This is a genomic window from Halochromatium sp. NSM3, assembly GCF_059621085.1.
Genome location: NZ_JCAQIA010000018.1, coordinates 38083 through 55477 on the forward strand (window position 1 = coordinate 38083; position 17395 = coordinate 55477).

Here is a 17395-nt window from a genome sequence, read left to right on the forward strand (position 1 = left end):
TCCAATGCTATGCTCAAATCAGTCCTCGCTTTTCTGCTCGCCATGACCACGCCCGCCCTCGCCGACGACTCCAGCCTGATCGATGATTGCCGCCACTCAGGCACGCAATCCGCGCTTGGCACCAGCTGGCGTCTGGCCACTGATCGCGTCATGGGCGGCGTCACGGAGGCACGCATGACCAAGCGCGAGATCGAGGGGCGCCCGGCCCTGTGCCTGAACGGTCGTGTGAGCCTAGAGAACAACGGCGGTTTCGTGCAGATGCTGCTCGACCTGTCCCCGGATCGCAAGCCGGTCGATGCCAGCGCTTTCGACGGCATCCGGCTCATCGTGCGCGGCGATGGTGCCGATTACAATCTCCACCTGAAGACGCCGGCGACGACCCTGCCCTGGCAATCCTACCGGGCGACGTTCAGCACCGACGCGCACTGGCGTGAACAGCGGTTACCGTTCGCGGCCTTCGCGCCGCATCGCTTAGACGTTGCCTTGGATCCGAGTCGACTCGCGCGCCTTGGCATCGTCGCCATCGGCCGGGCGATGACGGCCGACGTCTGCATCGCCGAGATTGGATTCTACGCCGATTAGCGGCATGCACCGCACTGCCGGTTGCCTGCTCCGCATCCTCCCACCTCCGCGCAAGCAAGGACTCGGCAAGGCCCCAATCAAGGGTTCTATCGTCGAGACTATCCTTCAGAAAACACAGAGTTATCGTCTCTTCAAACATTTTTTCAAAGTTGCCGTAATCCCTTTGTCTTACAACGAAAATTAGCATTTTCGACCTTGACCTGTCGAAACCGGACTCTTAAGATTGGAGAAAAGTGGGGCGGAGTGGAGTCGGGGGGAGTGACCGACCGCCAGAAGAGGGCCGGTCATGTTTCGGGGGGCACACTTTCTGAGCCTAGACGCGAAAGGGCGTCTTGCGATCCCCTCGCGCCAACGCGAGCGGCTGACACAACTCTGCGACTCCCACCTGGTCATCACTGCCCACCCGCAGCGGTGCCTACTGATCTATCCAGAGCCCGGCTTTGCCGAGCTTGAGCGCAAGCTCAACGCGATGCCCGCGCATCTCGAGGAGACCACGGCGCTTCAGCGGCTGCTGATCGGTTACGCGAACGACGTCGACATGGACGCTCAGGGGCGCGTGCTCCTAACGCCAGCGCAGCGTGAATTCGCCGCCTTGGAGAAGCGCGTCGCACTGGTCGGCATGGTGAATCGCTTCGAACTCTGGGACGAGGCCGCCTGGCAGGCGACGATCAAGGAGGCTGAAGGGGTCGACCTCGCGAGGTTGGCCAACAATCAGGAAACGGCATCGTTCTCGTTCTAAACCTGAACCAGAACAGCAGCAAATACTATAGGGGGCGAGCCAGTCGATGGCATCGCATGAGCATGTCCCGGTGCTATTGGAAGAGAGCATGCAGGCTTTGGCAATCAGCACACATGGCCGCTACCTGGACGGCACCTTCGGTCGCGGTGGCCATGCCCGCGCGCTGCTAGCCCGGCTTGGGCCTGCGGGACGGCTGCTGGCCGTTGACCGCGATCCCGAGGCGCTCGCGGCCGGCCAAGCCCTGGCGGCCAGCGACCCGCGCGTGGAGGTCGAGCAGGCCCGCTACTCGCAGCTCCCAGCGCTTGCACGAGCGCGCGGCTGGACGGGGCGGATCAACGGCATCCTGCTCGATCTCGGCGTCTCCTCGCCGCAACTGGACCAACCCGCCCGTGGCTTCAGCTTCCATGCCGATGCCCCGCTCGACATGCGCATGGACCCAAGCAGCGGACAAAGTGCCGCCGACTGGCTTGCGAGCGCCAGCGAGCAGGCCATTGCCAGCGTCCTCAAGGAGCTTGGCGAGGAGCGTTTCGCCCGCCGCATCGCCCGTGCCGTCGTCGCCGCGCGGCAACAGCAGCCGCTCACCACGACCGGCCAGCTCGCCGCCCTGATCGAGCGCGCGGTGCCCACGCGCGAGCCCGGAAAGCACCCGGCCACGCGCAGCTTCCAGGCCATCCGCATCCAGATCAATGCCGAACTCGACGAATTACGCACCGGCCTCGCGGGCGTCTGCGAACTCCTCGCCAGCGGCGGTCGCCTGGTCGTGATCAGCTTCCATTCGCTCGAGGATCGGCTGGTGAAACGCTTTATCCGCGACGAGGCCCAGGGCGCGAACATCCCCAAAGGGGTGCCGGTGCGGGACGCCGAGCTGTGCCGACGCCTGCGGATCGTTGGTTCCCCGGTGCGGCCATCGGCTGCGGAAATCGAGCGCAACCCACGCGCGCGCAGCGCCGTGCTGCGCACTGCGGAGAGGCTGCCATGAAACGCCAAGGATCGCGCATCGGAGCCTTCATCGGGATTGGTCTACTCGGCCTCGCCGTGGTCACCACGGCCACCGCCGTGGTCTATGTCAAGTACCTGACCCGCGTCGAGTTCGTCGACCTGCAAGCGGTGCGCGCCGCACGCGATGCACTCGACGTCGAATGGGGTCGGCTGCGCATCGAAGAAGCGGCGATGGGCACGCAAACCCGCATCGAGCGCACCGCCCGCCAGTCGTTGAAGATGCACCTGCCGCGCACCGGTGAGCTGCGCGTCGTCGAGGTCAAGCGCGATGATCGGAGCTGATCTCAAGGTGGGACTCAAGGCGGGCCACAAGATGGGTCACACACAGGGCCGTCAACGGCGAGCGCCGGCACCGCATCCGCGCCTTGGCGGACATTTCGACACGCGTCGCATGCTCATCGGCCTGGTGCTGGCGACGGCCTTCGTCTCGGTGACCGCCAGCGCCTTCTATCGTCAGGTGGTCGAGACCGACTTCCTCAAGAATGAAGGCGCCAAGCGCTTTCTGCGCGACCGCGAGATCCCGGCCCGCCGCGGCATCATCATGGATCGCAATGGCGAGCCGCTCGCGATCAGCACCGCCGTGGCGACCATCTGGGCCGACCCCCAACACTTGATCGCGCGCGCCGACGCCTTCGAGGCCCTGGCCCGCGCGCTCGAGGAGCCGGAGGAGGCCTTGGCGGCACGGATCGCCCAATATGCGAACAAGGGCCGGCGCTACATGTACCTGCAGCGCCGGGTCGAACCGCACCGCGCGCGCGCGGTCGAGGACGTGGTCGAGACCTATCGCCTCGCCGGTGTGGGCATGGATACCGAGTACCGCCGCTTCTACCCAAGCGGCGAGATCCTGGGCCAGGTGGTGGGCTTCACCGGCATCGACAATCAGGGACAAGAAGGCATCGAGCTGATCCGTAACGACCAGCTCAAGGCCAATCCCGGCAAGCGCCGGGTGATCCAGGACGGGCATCGGCGCATCGTCGAGGAGGTCGAGCAGCTGCGCGCGCCAGTGCATGGCGAGGATGTCGTGCTCAGCATCGACCAACGGCTCCAGTTCCTAGCCTACCGCGAACTCAAACGCGCGGTCGACGAGCACCATGCCATCGGCGGCTCCGCCGCGCTGTTGGACGTGAGCACCGGCGAGATCCTCGCTTTGGTCAATCAGCCCTCGTTCAACCCCAATCAGCCGCGACGCGAATCCGCCGAGGCGCGCCGCAACCGCGCGCTCACCGATGTCTTCGAGCCCGGCTCCACGGTCAAGCCCTTCGTCATCGCCGCCGCGCTCGAGCGCGGCCTCGTCAAGCCGCACACCGCGATCGATACCTCGCCCGGCATGCTGCGTATCGGCGGAAACCGGGTGCGCGACTATCGCGACCTCGGACAGCTCGATACCACCAGCATCCTCACCAAATCCAGCAATGTCGGCGTGGTCAAGATCGCCCAGCAGATGGACCGGGCGGTGCTCTGGCAGCTCTATGGACACCTGGGCTTCGGCAAGACGACCGAGGTCGGCTTCCCCGGAGAACGCACCGGTTACCTGCCCCATTACGCAGACTGGTCCAGCTTCGAGCACGCCACACTGGCGTTCGGCTACGGGCTCAACGTCACCACCCTGCAGCTGGCCCAGGCCTACGCGATCATCGCCGCCGACGGCCTCAAGCGGCCCATGACCCTGTTCCGGCGCGATCGCATTCCGCCAGCCGAGCGGGTGTTTACACCTGAGACCGCGCGGGCCGTGCGACAGATGCTCGAAACCGTGATCTCGAACGACGGCACCGCCCGGCGCGCCGCGATTCCGGGGTATCGGGTGGCGGGCAAGACCGGCACCGCGAAAAAGGCGACGCCGAACGGTTACGTCGACGGCAAGTACCAATCCGTTTTCGTCGCCATGGTGCCGGCCACCGAGCCGCGTTTCGTGATGGTGGTGATGGTCGACGAGCCAAGCGGCAAGGACTATTACGGCGGCCTGGTCGCCGCGCCGACCTTCGCCAAGGTGATGCCGGCGGCGCTGCGGCTCTACAATGTCGCGCCCGATGACCCCAAGCATCCCCTGATCCTGACCTCGGCCCCGGAGGCCCAGCGATGAGCGCCGCACCCGCCTCAACACCCGCCGCCGCGAGCGATCCGCCCCGGTGGACGCTCGCCGCCGCAGCCGACGCCATCGGCGTGCGGCTCAGCGGGGCGGATTGCCCCTTCGACGGCGTGACCACGGACAGCCGAGGCGACTGTCGAGACCGCCTCTTCATCGCCCTGCGCGGGGAGCGTTTCGACGGCCACGACTATTTAGCCGAGGCCGCCGCCAACGGCGCCGTCGCCGCGCTGGTCGAGCAGGCGCTGGACAACAGCCCGCTGCCTCAGCTCATCGTTGAGGACAGCCGGCTCGCTCTTGGGCAACTGGCCGCCGCCTGGCGCGATCGCATCGCGGCGCGCGTGATCGCCATCACCGGCAGCAACGGCAAGACCACGGTCAAGGAGATGCTCGCCGCCATCCTCTCGGGCGTCGGCGCCACCTGCGCCACCGAGGGCAACCTCAACAACGACATCGGCATGCCGCTGACCCTGCTAGGCGCCCGCGACGAGCGGTTCCTGATCCTCGAGATGGGCGCCAACCATCATGGCGAGATCGCCACCCTCACCGAGATCGCGCGCCCCGATGTCGCGCTCATCACCAACGCCGGTCGCGCCCATCTCGAAGGTTTTGGCAGTGTCGAGGGCGTCGCCCACGCCAAGGGCGAGATCGCGCGCGGCCTCCCCGCCGACGGCACCTTCGTGTTCATGGCGGACGTACCCTGGACGCCACTCTGGCAGGATCTCGCCGAGGGGCGCCCAACCCTGAGCTTCGGCACCGGCCCCAGCGCCCAGGTGCGCGCCGACGAGCAGGCCATCACCCAGACCTGGGATGCCGACGGCTTCCGCAGTCGCTTCAGCGCGATGATCCATGGCGCCGAGCTTGAGATCGCGCTGCCCTTGGCCGGCTCCCACAATGTCCGCAACGCCCTAGCGGCGGTCGCCGGCGCTACGGCCTTGGGCATCGATCCAGACGCGATCCGCGCCGGACTCGAGCGCTTGCATCCAGTCAAGCGTCGCCTGCAGCCGCGCCGTACCCTGACCGGCGCCAAACTCATCGACGACAGCTATAACGCCAACCCGGACTCGCTCGCGGCTGCGGTGGATGTGCTCACCGCGTTGCCTCTACCGAGCGATGGGCGCCACCTGCTGGTGCTCGGGGATTTCGGTGAGCTGGGAGCCGACAGCGTCGAGGTGCACCACGAGATGGGCGTCGCGGCACGCGCAGCGGGCGCCAGCGCGCTCTATGCGGTCGGCGCGCTGAGCACGCACGCGGTCGCGGGCTTTGGCGAGGGCGCGCGGCATTTCACCGATCAACACACCTTAATCAAGACACTCAGCGCCGAGACCGGCCCGGCGGATGTGCTCTTGATCAAGGGCTCGCGCCGCGCGGCCATGGACCGCGTCGCCGATGCCCTATGCACGGACCTAGAGGAACACTAACGGATGCTTTTGCTCCTGACCGATTGGCTCAGCCAGTACCAGAGCGGTTTTACCGTCTTTCGCTATCTGACGCTGCGCGCCATCCTCGGCGGGCTGACCGCGCTCGCCATCTCGCTGCTGATCGGACGACCGTTGATCCGCTGGCTAAGCGCGTACAAGGTCGGCCAGACCGTGCGCGACGACGGCCCCAAGACCCATTTCTCCAAGGCCGGCACGCCGACCATGGGCGGCACCCTGATCCTGGTGGCGATCGCGGTCAGCACCCTGCTCTGGGCGGATCTGCACAATCGCTTCGTCTGGGTGGTGCTCCTGACCACACTCGCGTTCGGCGCCATTGGCCTGCTCGACGATTACCGCAAGCTCGTCCTGCGCGATCCGAAAGGACTGGCGGCGCGCTGGAAATATTTCTGGCAGACCGTCGCTGGCCTGGCCGCCGCGCTCTATCTCTATCTCAGCGCCACCACCGCCGGCGAGACCGCGCTGCTGGTGCCCTATCTGAAGGAGGTCAGCTTCCAGCTCGGCCCGGTCTTCATCCTTTTTGCTTACCTGGTGATCGTCGGCTCCAGCAACGCCGTGAACCTGACCGACGGCCTCGATGGCCTCGCCGTCTTACCCTCGGTGATGGTTGCGGGCGGCCTCGGCATCATGGTCTACGCCGCTGGCAATATCGAAATCGCGAGCTACCTGAAGATCCCCTATGTGCCCAATGTCGGCGAGGTGGTGATCTTCTGCGGCGCCCTTGCCGGGGCCGGGCTCGGCTTCCTCTGGTTCAACACCTATCCGGCCCAGGTCTTCATGGGCGATGTCGGCGCGCTGGCGCTCGGCGCCGCCTTGGGCGCCGTCGCCGTGGTCGCGAAGCAGGAGATCGTGCTCTTCATCATGGGCGGCATCTTCGTGCTCGAGACCCTCTCGGTGATGCTGCAGGTCGGCTCCTACAAGCTGACCGGTAAGCGCATCTTCCGCATGGCGCCGCTGCACCATCACTATGAACTTAAGGGTTGGCCGGAGCCGCGCGTTATCGTGCGGTTCTGGATCGTCACCGTGGTGTTGGTCCTGATCGGCTTGGCGAGCCTCAAGATCCGATGATGACGAACCGCACGCACAAGATCGTGGTTCTCGGGCTGGGCCAGACCGGTCTCTCCTGCGCTCGCTGGCTACATGCGCGGGGCAGCGAGGTGGCCGTGCTCGACTCGCGCACGTCACCGCCAGGGCTGGCACAACTGCAAGCGGAGCTGCCCGATGTCGCGGCCCTGCTCGGCGGCTTCGATGCGTCGGTTTTGCACGCTGCCGACGAGATCGTCGTCAGTCCTGGAGTGCCACTCGAGACGCCCGCGCTCCAGGCCGCAGCGGCAAAAGGCATCTCGATCATCGGTGATCTCGAGCTGTTCGCCCGCGCCGTGACGGCGCCGGTGATCGCGATCACCGGCTCCAACGGCAAGAGCACGGTGACCACCCTGGTCGGACAGATGCTGCGCCAAGCCGGGCTGAACCCTGCCGTCGGCGCCAACCTGGGCGTGCCGGCGCTCGACCTCCTCGCGAGCCATGCCGACTGGTATGTGCTCGAACTCTCGAGCTTTCAGCTCGAAACGACATCCTCGCTTCGGGTGCATGCGGCAACGGTGTTGAATCTCTCCGCCGACCACCTGGATCGTTATACGAGCCTGGCCGACTATGGCGCTGCCAAGGCGCGCATCTTCGCGCACGCCGAGCGCGCCATCGTCAACCGCGATGACCCGGTTGCCGCCGCACTCGCCAAGGGCGTGATCGAGCGGATTGGGTTCTCGCTCTCGGCCCCCTCGGGCGAGGCGGACTATGGGGTCTTGATGCACGCGCGCGAGCCCTGGATCGCGCGCGGCACGCGGCCATTGATGCCAGCCGCCGCGATGCCAGTCCCCGGTCGCCACAACCTGGCCAATGCCCTGGCCGCGCTGGCGCTCGCCGAGAGCGCGGGCATAGAGCCCGAGATCGGCTGCGAGGTCCTGCGCGATTTCAAGGGCCTGCCGCACCGCGGCGAGGTGGTCGCCGAGCGACGGGGCATCCGCTGGATCAACGATTCCAAGGGCACCAATCCCGGCGCCACTGTTGCCGCGCTCGCTGGGGTCGTCGCCGATGAACTCCCTCCTGGTGCGACGCCTCCTAGTGCGACCGATCCCGCCGCAACTGGACACGCCCGCGCCGTGCTCATCGCCGGCGGCGATGGCAAGGGCGCCGATTTCTCGCCGCTAGCACCGGTGGTACACCGCTGCGCCCGTGCCGTGGTGCTCATCGGCCGCGACGCGCCGCTGCTCGAGCAGGCCCTGCGGAACACCGTCCCATTAGAGCGCGCAGCGAACATGGAGGCGGCGGTGCGACTGGCCGACCGTCTCGCCGAACCCGGCGATTCCGTGCTGTTGTCCCCGGCTTGCGCGAGCTTCGATCAATTCGACGACTATCAGCATCGCGGCCGCGCCTTCGCCGCCGCTGTCGCGGAGTTGGACGCATGAGCGCGCCGCGTCCCGCCCCTCGTTCGCCGGCCATCCGCCCTGGTGCCACACCTAGGCACGGACGCCCACGTCGCCGCGACCAGATCGATTCACCCATCGACACTGCGTTGCTGGTCTGCGTGCTCGGTCTGCTCGGACTGGGATTCGTCATGGTGGCCTCGGCCTCGCTGCCGATCGGCACCCGTGACTATGCCGACCCCTTCTTCTTTGTGTTACGCCATGGCCTCGCCCTTTCCCTCGCCTTGGTCTGTGGCCTGGTCTGTTTTGCGATTCCGATCCAGGTCTGGGAACGCTCCGGCATTTGGCTCATGCTCTTTGTCTGCGCCTTGCTGCTGCTTGTGCTCATCCCGGGCATCGGCCGTACCGTCAATGGCGCCACGCGCTGGATTGCGCTCGGCGGCTTCAACCTGCAACCATCCGAGTTGATCAAATTCGCCTCGGTGATCTATATCTCGGGCTATCTGGTGCGACGCCAACTCGAGGTCACGACCTCCCTCATCGGCTTTGCGCGGCCCATGGTCCTGATCGGCATCGCCGCGAGCTTGATCATGGTGCAACCCGACTTTGGCACCACGGCCGTCTTACTCGCCACGGTGATGGCGCTGCTGCTGCTCGGTGGCGCCGCGCTCTGGCCGTTCGCGCTGCTGTTCAGCACGGTCGTATCCGGCATGGCGCTGCTGATCTGGATCGAGCCCTACCGCCTCGAACGGGTGACCTCGTTTCTCAAACCCTTCGATGACCCGTTCAACACCGGCTATCAGCTCAGCCACGCACTGATCGCGATGGGACGCGGGGAGTGGCTGGGCGTCGGACTCGGCAACGGCATTCAGAAGCAGTTCTATCTGCCCGAGGCGCATACCGACTTCCTGCTTGCGGTCATCGGCGAGGAACTCGGGATGCTCGGCGTGCTCGCGATCATCCTGACCTTTGCCTTCATCACCTGGCGCGCCTTCGCGATCGGCGCGCGCGCCCATGCCCTCGGTGCCTATTTCTCGGCCTATGCCGCGCATGGCCTGGGTCTGGTGCTCGGCATGCAGGCCTTCATCAGCGTCGGGGTGAATACCGGCCTGTTGCCGACCAAGGGCCTGCCGCTGCCCTTCATTAGCTATGGCAGCAATGCGCTCATCGTCTCGGTGATGATCGCCGCACTGCTGCTGCGCATCGATTTTGAATTACGCCGCAAGGAAGGCGCGCCTCTGCCCGCAGCCGGTGTCGGTCGCAGCATGCACGCGCCGGGGAGACTCAGATGGCGCCGCGTATAGTCATCATGGCCGGGGGAACCGGCGGCCATGTGTTCCCGGCGCTCGCTGTCGCCGAGGTGCTGCGCGCGCGCGGGGCCGAGGTGTGCTGGCTCGGCACCCAGGCCGGCATCGAGGCGCGGCTGGTGCCCGCGCATGACTTTGAGATCGACTGGCTCTCGATCACCGGTATCCGTGGTAAGGGTCCGCGCACTCTGCTGTCCGCGCCATTGCGGCTGGCGCTGGCGCTGCGCGAGGCCGGGCGAATTCTCAAGCGGCGCGATCCGCACGCCGTGCTCGGCATGGGCGGTTTCGTCTCCGGGCCAGGCGGCATCATGGCGCGTCTGCAGCGGCGGCCGTTGCTGATCCAAGAGCAGAACAGCGTGCCGGGCATGACCAATCAATGGCTGGCGCGGGTCGCCGATCGAGTGTTCCAAGCCTTCCCCGAGAGCTTCCCGGCCGCGCGGCGGGCAATCACCACCGGTAATCCGGTCCGCCCCGAGATCGCTGCGCTGCCAGCTCCCGGCGAGCGCCTCGCCGAACGCAACGGCCCCGCGCGGCTGCTGGTGCTCGGCGGTTCACTCGGGGCCCAGGCGCTGAACGAAACGCTGGCGCGTGCGCTCGCTGAGCTGCCGCCCGCGCTGCGTCCAACGGTGCGGCACCAGGCCGGCGAGCGCACCCTGGCACTGGCCCGCCAGGCCTACGCCGATGCCGGCATCGAGGCCGAGGTCAGCGCCTTCATCGCCGACATGGCGGCAGCCTATGCCTGGGCCGATCTAGTGGTCTGTCGTAGCGGCGCGCTCACCGTCGCCGAACTCGCGGCGGCCGGCTTGCCGGCCATCCTGGTGCCCTATCCGCACGCGGTCGATGATCATCAGGTCGGCAACGCGCGCTGGCTCAGCGAGGCCGGCGCCGCGCGGCTTTTGTTGCAACGCGAGATGAGCGTCGAGCGTCTCGCGAGCTTGCTGCGGGAGCTGCTCGCCGACCCCGCCCAACGGTTGCGCATGGCCGAGGCTGCGCGTGCGAAGGCCCAGCCGGAGGCCGCCGAGCGCATCGCCGACGCCTGTCTGGAGCTGGCGCGATGAATGCCGCCCATCGCATCCACAGCGCGGCCAACATGGGTCGCATGCGCCGTTTGCACTTCATCGGCATCGGCGGCGCCGGCATGAGCGGCATCGCCGAGCTGATGGCGAACCTGGGCTATGAGGTACAAGGCTCCGACCAGCGCGAGAACGAGGTCGTGCGCCGGCTCGGTGGACTGGGCGTGCACTGCTTCATCGGCCACCGGGCCGAGCAGGTGCAAGAAGTCGACGCCGTCGTCGTCTCGACCGCGATTGACGAGTCCAATCCCGAGATCCAGGCCGCGCGCGCCGCGCGCATCCCGGTGGTGCGCCGCGCCGAGATGCTGGCCGAGCTGATGCGCTTCCACTACGGCGTGGCCGTTGCCGGCACCCATGGCAAGACCACCACCACCAGCCTGATCGCGAGCGTGCTGGCCGAGGCCAACCTGGACCCAACCTTCGTCATCGGCGGCCTGCTCAACAGCGCCGGGGCCAACGCCAGGCTGGGCAGCAGCAAATATCTGATCGCCGAGGCCGACGAGAGCGACGCCTCCTTCCTCTATCTGCAACCGATGCTGGCGGTGGTCACCAACATCGATGCCGATCACATGAGCACCTACGGCAACGACTTTGATCGGCTGCGCGGTACATTTAAGGAATTCATCCATCACCTGCCCTTCTATGGGCTCGCGGTGCTCTGCGTCGATGATCCCGAGATTGCGGCCCTGATCCCATCGATCTCGCGTCCGGTGCGCACCTATGGCACCACGCCGGAGGCCGATGTGCGCGCGCTCAATCTCCGTCAGCAGGGGCTGCGGATGCATTTCGAGGTGCTGCACACGGACGCCGAGGAGCCGTTTCCGATCGCGCTCAACCTCCCCGGCCGGCACAACGTCCTGAACGCGCTCGCGGCGATTGCCATCGCGCTCGAACTCGGGATCGAGGAGATCGCAATCCAACAGGCGCTGAGCACCTTCGCCGGCATCGGTCGACGTTTCGTGGTCAGCGACTGCACGCTGTCGGATGGGCGCGCGGTCACGTTGATCGACGATTACGGCCATCATCCACGCGAACTTGCGGCGACCATCGAGGCCGCGCGTGGCGGTTGGCCCGGCCAGCGCTTGGTGTTGGTGTTTCAGCCGCATCGCTACTCGCGCACCCAGGAGCAGTTCGAGGACTTCGTGCAGGTGCTCTCCGAGGTCGATCTGCTGCTGCTGTGCGAGGTCTACCCGGCCGGCGAGCAGCCGATCCCCGGTGCCGACGGGCGCAGCCTGAGTCGGGCGATGCGCTCCCGGGGTCAGGTCGAGCCAGTGTTCGCCCAAGAGCTGAGTGAGGTCCCGGTCCTGCTCGAGAGCCTGCTCGAACCCGGCGACCTGCTCCTGATCTCCGGCGCCGGCGACATCGGCCAGCTCGCGGCGCGTCTGCCGAGCCTGCTCGGGGAGGCGCGGACATGAGTACGAGCACCGCCGGCATGAGTACGGGCATGAGTACGGGCATGAGCACGCGCACGGACACCAGCATGAGCAAGGTTACGGGCACAAGCGCGGGCATGGGCACTCGCAGCCTGCGCGGAACCCTGCTCCTGAACGAGCCTCTCAGCCGCTATACCAGTTGGCGCGTCGGCGGGCCGGCCAAGCGGCTCTATCGACCGGCCGATCAACAGGATCTCGCCTGCTTCCTTGCCGGTGTCGATGCCGATGAGCCACTGTTCTGGCTCGGGCTCGGCAGCAATCTGCTGATCAGCGATGCCGGTTTCCCCGGCACCGTGATTCATACCCAAGGCTGCTTGAACGCCATCGCCCAGCACGCCGTCACCCAGCGCTCGGGCGCGGCCGCCGCAGCCACGCTTCGCGTCGAGGCCGGCGCCAGTTGCGCCAAGCTCGCCCGCTTCGCCAGCCGCCTGGGCTTGGTTGGTGCCGAGTTTTTGGCTGGAATTCCCGGTACCATGGGCGGTGCCCTGGCCATGAACGCGGGTGCCTGGGGCGGCGAGACTTGGCCGCTGGTCGAACGCGTGCGCACCATCGATCGTCAGGGCCAGATCCGTGAACGCGAGCGCAGCGCCTTCCGCGCCGGGTATCGACAGGTGACGGGGCTGGAGGGCGAATGGTTCCTCAGCGCCGATCTGGTCCTCGCGTCCGGCGACAGCGAGGCCGCGCAAGCCCGCATCCGCACGCTGCTGGAGCAGCGCGCGGCCACGCAACCGATCGGCCTGCCGAGCTGCGGCTCGGTGTTCCGCAATCCCCCCGGGGATCACGCCGCGCGCTTGATCGAGGCCGCCGGTCTCAAGGGCCGACGCCTTGGTGGCGCCGAGGTCTCGCCCAAGCATGCCAATTTCATCATCAACCTGGGTGAGGCGAGCGCGCGCGAGATCGCCGGCCTGATCGACCTGGTCCAGGACGAGGTCGAGCGCCGCAGTGGGGTCCGTCTCCAGCCCGAGGTCCGCCGCCTGGGAGCGTTCTCATGAAAACCCTATTTCCCGCTCCGCTCAATCCGGCGCGCTACGGCCGGGTGGCCCTGATCCTCGGCGGTCACTCGGCAGAGCGCTCGATCTCGCTCAAGAGCGGCGCGGCGGTGTTGGCGGCGCTACGGCGGCTCGACATCGATGTGACGCCGATCGATCCGGCCGAGCTGCCGGGCAGTCGCTTCTTCGAGGCGCTCAGCCCCGCGCGCTTCGATCGCGCCTTCCTCATCTTGCATGGTCGCGGCGGCGAGGATGGCCAGATGCAGGGCGCGCTCGAGACCCTGGGGCTCGCCTACACCGGCTCCGGCGTGCTCGGTTCGGCGATCGCGATGGACAAATACCGCAGCAAACAGATCTGGAGCGGTGCCGGACTGCCCACCGCCGAGTGCGCGCTGATCCTCGACGAGGCCGATCTCGCGCCGGCGGCCGAACTTGGCTTTCCACTGATGATCAAGCCCGCGCACGAAGGCTCCAGTCTCGGCATGGCGCGCGTCGACGACCACGACCAACTCGCGCACGCCTGGCGCGAGGCGGCCAAGCTCGATGCCATCGTGCTCGCCGAGCGCTGGCTCACCGGGGCCGAGTACACCTGCGCGATCCTCGGCGACCAAGCGCTGCCGCTGATCCGCTTAGAGACACCGCACGTCTTCTACGACTTCGACGCCAAGTATCAGGCCGACAGCACCGCGTATCGCTGCCCCTGCGGGCTCCCGGACGCGCTCGAGGCCGAGTACCGGCAGCTCTGTCTGCACGCCTTCCGCAGCCTCGGCGCCAGCGGTTGGGGACGCGTCGACTTCATGCTCGATGCCAACGGCCTGCCGCGCCTGCTGGAGGTCAACACCATCCCCGGCATGACCGATCATAGTCTGGTGCCCATGGCCGCGCGCGCCGCCGGCATCGATTTTGACAGCCTCTGCGCGCGCATCCTCGAGACCAGCCTGCAAGAGGAGTGCATGTGATGACCGAGACCACCCGTTTGACCCTACTCGTGCGACTATCGAGCGCCCTGCTGCTGATCGGGGCACTGATCGGCGCCGGCTGGATTGCGCTACAGTGGGAGCCGGTACTGCTGCCGGTGCGCCTGGTCAGCATTGAGGGCGAGATGCACGGGCTCTCGCGCGATGAGTTGCAGCAGACCATCAGCGCCGAGATCAGCGGCGGCATCCTGACGCAAGACCTCACGACCTTGCGCACGCGCGTGCAGCGTTTACCCTGGGTCGAGCGCGCCACAGTGCGCCGTATCTGGCCCGATCGCATCCAGCTCACCGTGCACGAGCATACCGCCATCGCGCGTTGGAACGAAAACGGCCTAGTGACCGAGCGCGGTGTCGTGTTTCGCCCGAACGACGCTCGGCTACCGGCCGGGCTCGCCCGCCTCGGCGCCGCCGGCGATACGCACGCACCCGAGGTGGTCGCGCGCTTTCGCGATTGGGGCTCGCGTTTGCTCGCGCTCGGGCTGATCGTCGATGGGGTTCGCCGCGACGCGCGCGGCGACTGGTCGATTGAATTACTCGGCGGCACCAACGTTCTGCTCGGCACCGATGATGTCGAGCACCGCCTGCAGCGATTGGTCGCGGCTTACGGCGAGATCGAGGCCATTGGCACCCCCACCCGGCTCGATCTGCGCTACAGCAATGGGCTCGCCGTGCGCTGGCTGCCGGCCGGAAGCAGCGGTGGTGGCCCTAAGCGCATCGCGGCTAACTGACTCTCTATCGGAGCGCAACTGCATGGCAAGACGCAGTGAAAAAAACCTCGTCGTCGGACTCGATATCGGCACCTCGAAGGTGGCCGCCCTAGTCGGCGAGATCAAGGCCGATGACACCATCGAGGTCATCGGTGTCGGCATCCATCCCTCGCACGGGCTGAAAAAGGGCGTGGTGGTCGATATCGAGTCCACCGTGCAATCGATCCAGCGCGCGGTTGAGGAAGCCGAGCTGATGGCCGGCTGCGAGATCCATTCGGTGCATGCCGGCATTGGCGGCAGCCATATCCGCAGCCGCAACAGCGACGGCGTCACCGCGATCAAGGACCACGAGGTCAGCCAGAGCGATGTCGACCGCGTCATCGACGCGGCGCGCGCCGTGGCCATCCCGGCCGATCAGAAGATCCTGCACATCCTGCCGCAGGAATTCATCATCGACGACCAGGATGGCATCCGCGAGGCCATCGGCATGTGTGGCGTGCGCCTCGAGGCGCGCGTGCACATGGTCACCGGGGCGGTCAGTGCTGCCCAGAACGTCGTCAAGTGCATTCGCCGCTGCGGGCTCGAGGTCGATAACCTGGTGATCGGCCAGCTCAGTTCATCGCTCGCGGTGCTCAAGGAGGATGAAAAGGAGCTGGGTGTGTGCCTGGTCGATATCGGCGGCGGCACCACCGATCTGGCCGTGTTCACCGATGGCGCCATCCGTCATATCGCGGTGATCCCAATCGCCGGCGATCAGGTCACCAACGATATCGCCGTCGCCCTGCGCACGCCGACTCAACACGCCGAGGCGATCAAGATCGAGCACGGCTGCGCGCTGTCGTCGAAGGGCGGGCAGGAGACCATCGAGGTGCCGAGCATCGGTGAACGGCCACCTCGGCATCTCTCGCGCCAGACGCTCGCCGAGGTCATCGAGCCGCGCTACGAGGAGCTGCTCAATCTGCTCCAGGGCGAGCTCAGGCGCAGCGGTTTCGAGGAGTTGATCGCCGGCGGCGTCGTGCTCACCGGCGGCAGCGCGAAGATGGAGGGACTCGTCGATCTGGCCGAGGAGGTCTTCCACATGCCGGTGCGACTCGGACTGCCGCAGTCGGTCACGGGCATGGAAGACAGCATCGCCGACCCGGTCTACGCGGCCGGCGTTGGGCTTCTTATCTATGCCAAGCAGCACCGCTTCCCGGGTGCTGCGGATCCTCAAAGCGCGGGCGTTTGGGGGCGCCTGCGTGACTGGCTGAGCGGCAGCTTTTAACGCTGACAATCGGGCGAGACCGTCCCCGCAGCCCGAGGGGACAACGGGCAACGCAGTCGATTACAACAGCTATTTCGCGAGGTAACTGATATGAGCTTCGAGCTAATGGACACCCAGACTCAAAACGCCGTGATCAAGGTCATCGGTGTCGGTGGTGGCGGCGGTAATGCCGTCAATCATATGGCCGCCGCCAACATCGAGGGCGTGGAGTTCATCTGCGCCAATACCGATGCCCAAGCGTTGGAGAATCTCGCCATCAAGACCATCCTGCAGTTGGGCGCGGGCATCACCAAGGGACTGGGCGCCGGCGCCGACCCCGACGTCGGCCGCCGTGCCGCAGAGGAAGACCGCGATCGCATCAAGGACGTGCTGGATGGGGCGGACATGGTCTTCATTACCGCCGGCATGGGCGGCGGCACTGGCACCGGCGCCGCGCCGATCGTGGCCTCGGTCGCGCGCGAACTCGGCATCCTGACCGTGGCCGTGGTCAGCAAGCCGTTCGTGTTCGAGGGCGGCAAGCGCGCCAAGGTCGCCACCGACGGCATCCTCGAGCTGGAAAAGCACGTCGACTCATTGATCACCATCCCCAACGACAAGCTGCTCGCGGTGCTCGGCAAGCAAATGACCCTGCTCGATGCATTCAGCGCCGCCAACGATGTGCTGCTGAACGCCACCCAAGGCATCGCCGAACTGATCACCCGTCCTGGTCTGATCAATGTCGACTTCGCCGATGTCAAGACCGTGATGTCCGGCATGGGCGTCTCGATGATGGGCACCGGCTCGGCCACCGGCGAGAACCGCGCGCGCGAGGCCGCCGAGAAGGCCATCAACAGCCCGTTGCTGGAGGACATCGATCTTGCAGGTGCCAATGGCATCCTGGTCAACATCACCGCTGGCATGACGCTGACCATTGGTGAGTTCGACGAGGTCGGCAACACGGTGCGGGACTTCGCCGATGACAACGCGACCGTGGTGGTCGGCACCGTCATCGATCCAGAACTGGAAGAAGAGCTACGCGTGACCGTGGTCGCCACCGGACTCGGCGATCGCAAGGCCGAGCGCCTCGCGGCCCGGGGCGGCGAGCCGAAGATGCGCTTGGTCGAGAACGAACGCGACAGCACGGCACCGGATTACCGGGATATGGACCAGCCCGCCTATATCCGCAACAAACGGGCTGCGGGCGGCGGCGGTGAGGCCACCGCGACCGACCTCGACTATCTCGACATCCCGGCCTTCCTGCGCCGGCAAGCGGATTGATCGAAGACAGCCACTCACGCGGGTTATTGGATCCAAATCAGGCGGTGTGCTGGTCATGAGATTCAACGCTTGATAAAAATCCGGGAAAACCCTAACATTCGTGGTCTGTCAACGCATGCACCA

The 17395-nt window shown here is 66.6% G+C and carries 16 protein-coding genes; all 16 read left to right on the forward strand.

Going from position 1 to position 17395, the window contains the following annotated elements; all coding sequences use genetic code 11:
• Positions 1–9: 9 nt before the first annotated feature.
• The 16 genes from AC54T3_RS09475 to ftsZ all read left to right on the forward strand — a co-directional run bounded on the left by AC54T3_RS09475 (position 10) and on the right by ftsZ (position 17272).
• Positions 10–582 (forward strand): CIA30 family protein, encoded by a 573-nt coding sequence (locus AC54T3_RS09475; RefSeq protein WP_496624227.1) that lies wholly within the window; start codon positions 10–12, stop codon positions 580–582.
• A 286-nt stretch (positions 583–868) separates the two neighbouring features.
• Complete coding sequence (gene mraZ, locus AC54T3_RS09480) at positions 869–1321, forward strand: division/cell wall cluster transcriptional repressor MraZ (protein WP_496624228.1); 453 nt, start codon at positions 869–871, stop codon at positions 1319–1321.
• Positions 1322–1367: 46 nt separating this feature from the next.
• Complete coding sequence (rsmH, locus tag AC54T3_RS09485) at positions 1368–2300, forward strand: 16S rRNA (cytosine(1402)-N(4))-methyltransferase RsmH (RefSeq protein WP_496624230.1); 933 nt, start codon at positions 1368–1370, stop codon at positions 2298–2300.
• Positions 2297–2602: a cell division protein FtsL gene (gene ftsL, locus AC54T3_RS09490; protein ID WP_496624231.1), complete on the forward strand. Its 306-nt coding sequence runs from the start codon at positions 2297–2299 to the stop codon at positions 2600–2602. Before rsmH ends, ftsL begins: the two co-directional genes overlap by 4 nt.
• Positions 2589–4400, forward strand: coding sequence for a peptidoglycan D,D-transpeptidase FtsI family protein (locus AC54T3_RS09495; protein WP_496624233.1), 1812 nt, complete (start codon positions 2589–2591; stop codon positions 4398–4400). The genes ftsL and AC54T3_RS09495 overlap by 14 nt, the downstream gene beginning before the upstream one ends.
• The gene (locus tag AC54T3_RS09500; protein ID WP_496624234.1) at positions 4397–5824 is read left to right on the forward strand and encodes a UDP-N-acetylmuramoyl-tripeptide--D-alanyl-D-alanine ligase; all 1428 of its coding nucleotides are present in this window, start codon (positions 4397–4399) and stop codon (positions 5822–5824) included. Before AC54T3_RS09495 ends, AC54T3_RS09500 begins: the two co-directional genes overlap by 4 nt.
• 3 nt (positions 5825–5827) lie before the next feature.
• Positions 5828–6910 carry a phospho-N-acetylmuramoyl-pentapeptide-transferase gene (gene mraY, locus AC54T3_RS09505; protein WP_496624235.1) on the forward strand — a complete coding sequence of 361 codons (1083 nt, stop codon included), beginning with the start codon at positions 5828–5830 and terminating at the stop codon, positions 6908–6910.
• Entirely contained in the window at positions 6907–8307 is a 1401-nt protein-coding gene (gene murD, locus AC54T3_RS09510) for a UDP-N-acetylmuramoyl-L-alanine--D-glutamate ligase (protein WP_496624237.1), read from the forward strand. The genes mraY and murD overlap by 4 nt, the downstream gene beginning before the upstream one ends.
• The gene (gene ftsW, locus AC54T3_RS09515) at positions 8304–9569 is read left to right on the forward strand and encodes a putative lipid II flippase FtsW (RefSeq protein WP_496624239.1); all 1266 of its coding nucleotides are present in this window, start codon (positions 8304–8306) and stop codon (positions 9567–9569) included. The genes murD and ftsW overlap by 4 nt, the downstream gene beginning before the upstream one ends.
• A complete protein-coding gene (gene murG, locus AC54T3_RS09520) occupies positions 9554–10630 on the forward strand; it encodes an undecaprenyldiphospho-muramoylpentapeptide beta-N-acetylglucosaminyltransferase (protein ID WP_496624240.1) in 1077 nt (358 codons plus the stop codon). Before ftsW ends, murG begins: the two co-directional genes overlap by 16 nt.
• Positions 10627–12060 carry a UDP-N-acetylmuramate--L-alanine ligase gene (murC, locus tag AC54T3_RS09525; RefSeq protein ID WP_496624242.1) on the forward strand — a complete coding sequence of 478 codons (1434 nt, stop codon included), beginning with the start codon at positions 10627–10629 and terminating at the stop codon, positions 12058–12060. The genes murG and murC overlap by 4 nt, the downstream gene beginning before the upstream one ends.
• A gap of 95 nt (positions 12061–12155) precedes the next feature.
• On the forward strand, positions 12156–13070 hold the full coding sequence (murB, locus tag AC54T3_RS09530) for a UDP-N-acetylmuramate dehydrogenase (RefSeq protein WP_496624274.1): 915 nt from the start codon (positions 12156–12158) through the stop codon (positions 13068–13070).
• Positions 13067–14026 (forward strand): D-alanine--D-alanine ligase, encoded by a 960-nt coding sequence (locus tag AC54T3_RS09535; RefSeq protein ID WP_496624243.1) that lies wholly within the window; start codon positions 13067–13069, stop codon positions 14024–14026. Before murB ends, AC54T3_RS09535 begins: the two co-directional genes overlap by 4 nt.
• Positions 14026–14772, forward strand: a complete 747-nt coding sequence (locus AC54T3_RS09540) for a cell division protein FtsQ/DivIB (protein WP_496624244.1) — start codon at positions 14026–14028, stop codon at positions 14770–14772. The genes AC54T3_RS09535 and AC54T3_RS09540 overlap by 1 nt, the downstream gene beginning before the upstream one ends.
• 22 nt (positions 14773–14794) lie before the next feature.
• Complete coding sequence (gene ftsA / locus AC54T3_RS09545; protein WP_496624246.1) at positions 14795–16015, forward strand: cell division protein FtsA; 1221 nt, start codon at positions 14795–14797, stop codon at positions 16013–16015.
• Between the two features lie 105 nt (positions 16016–16120).
• Positions 16121–17272, forward strand: a complete 1152-nt coding sequence (gene ftsZ / locus AC54T3_RS09550; protein ID WP_496624247.1) for a cell division protein FtsZ — start codon at positions 16121–16123, stop codon at positions 17270–17272.
• Positions 17273–17395 lie beyond the last annotated feature (123 nt).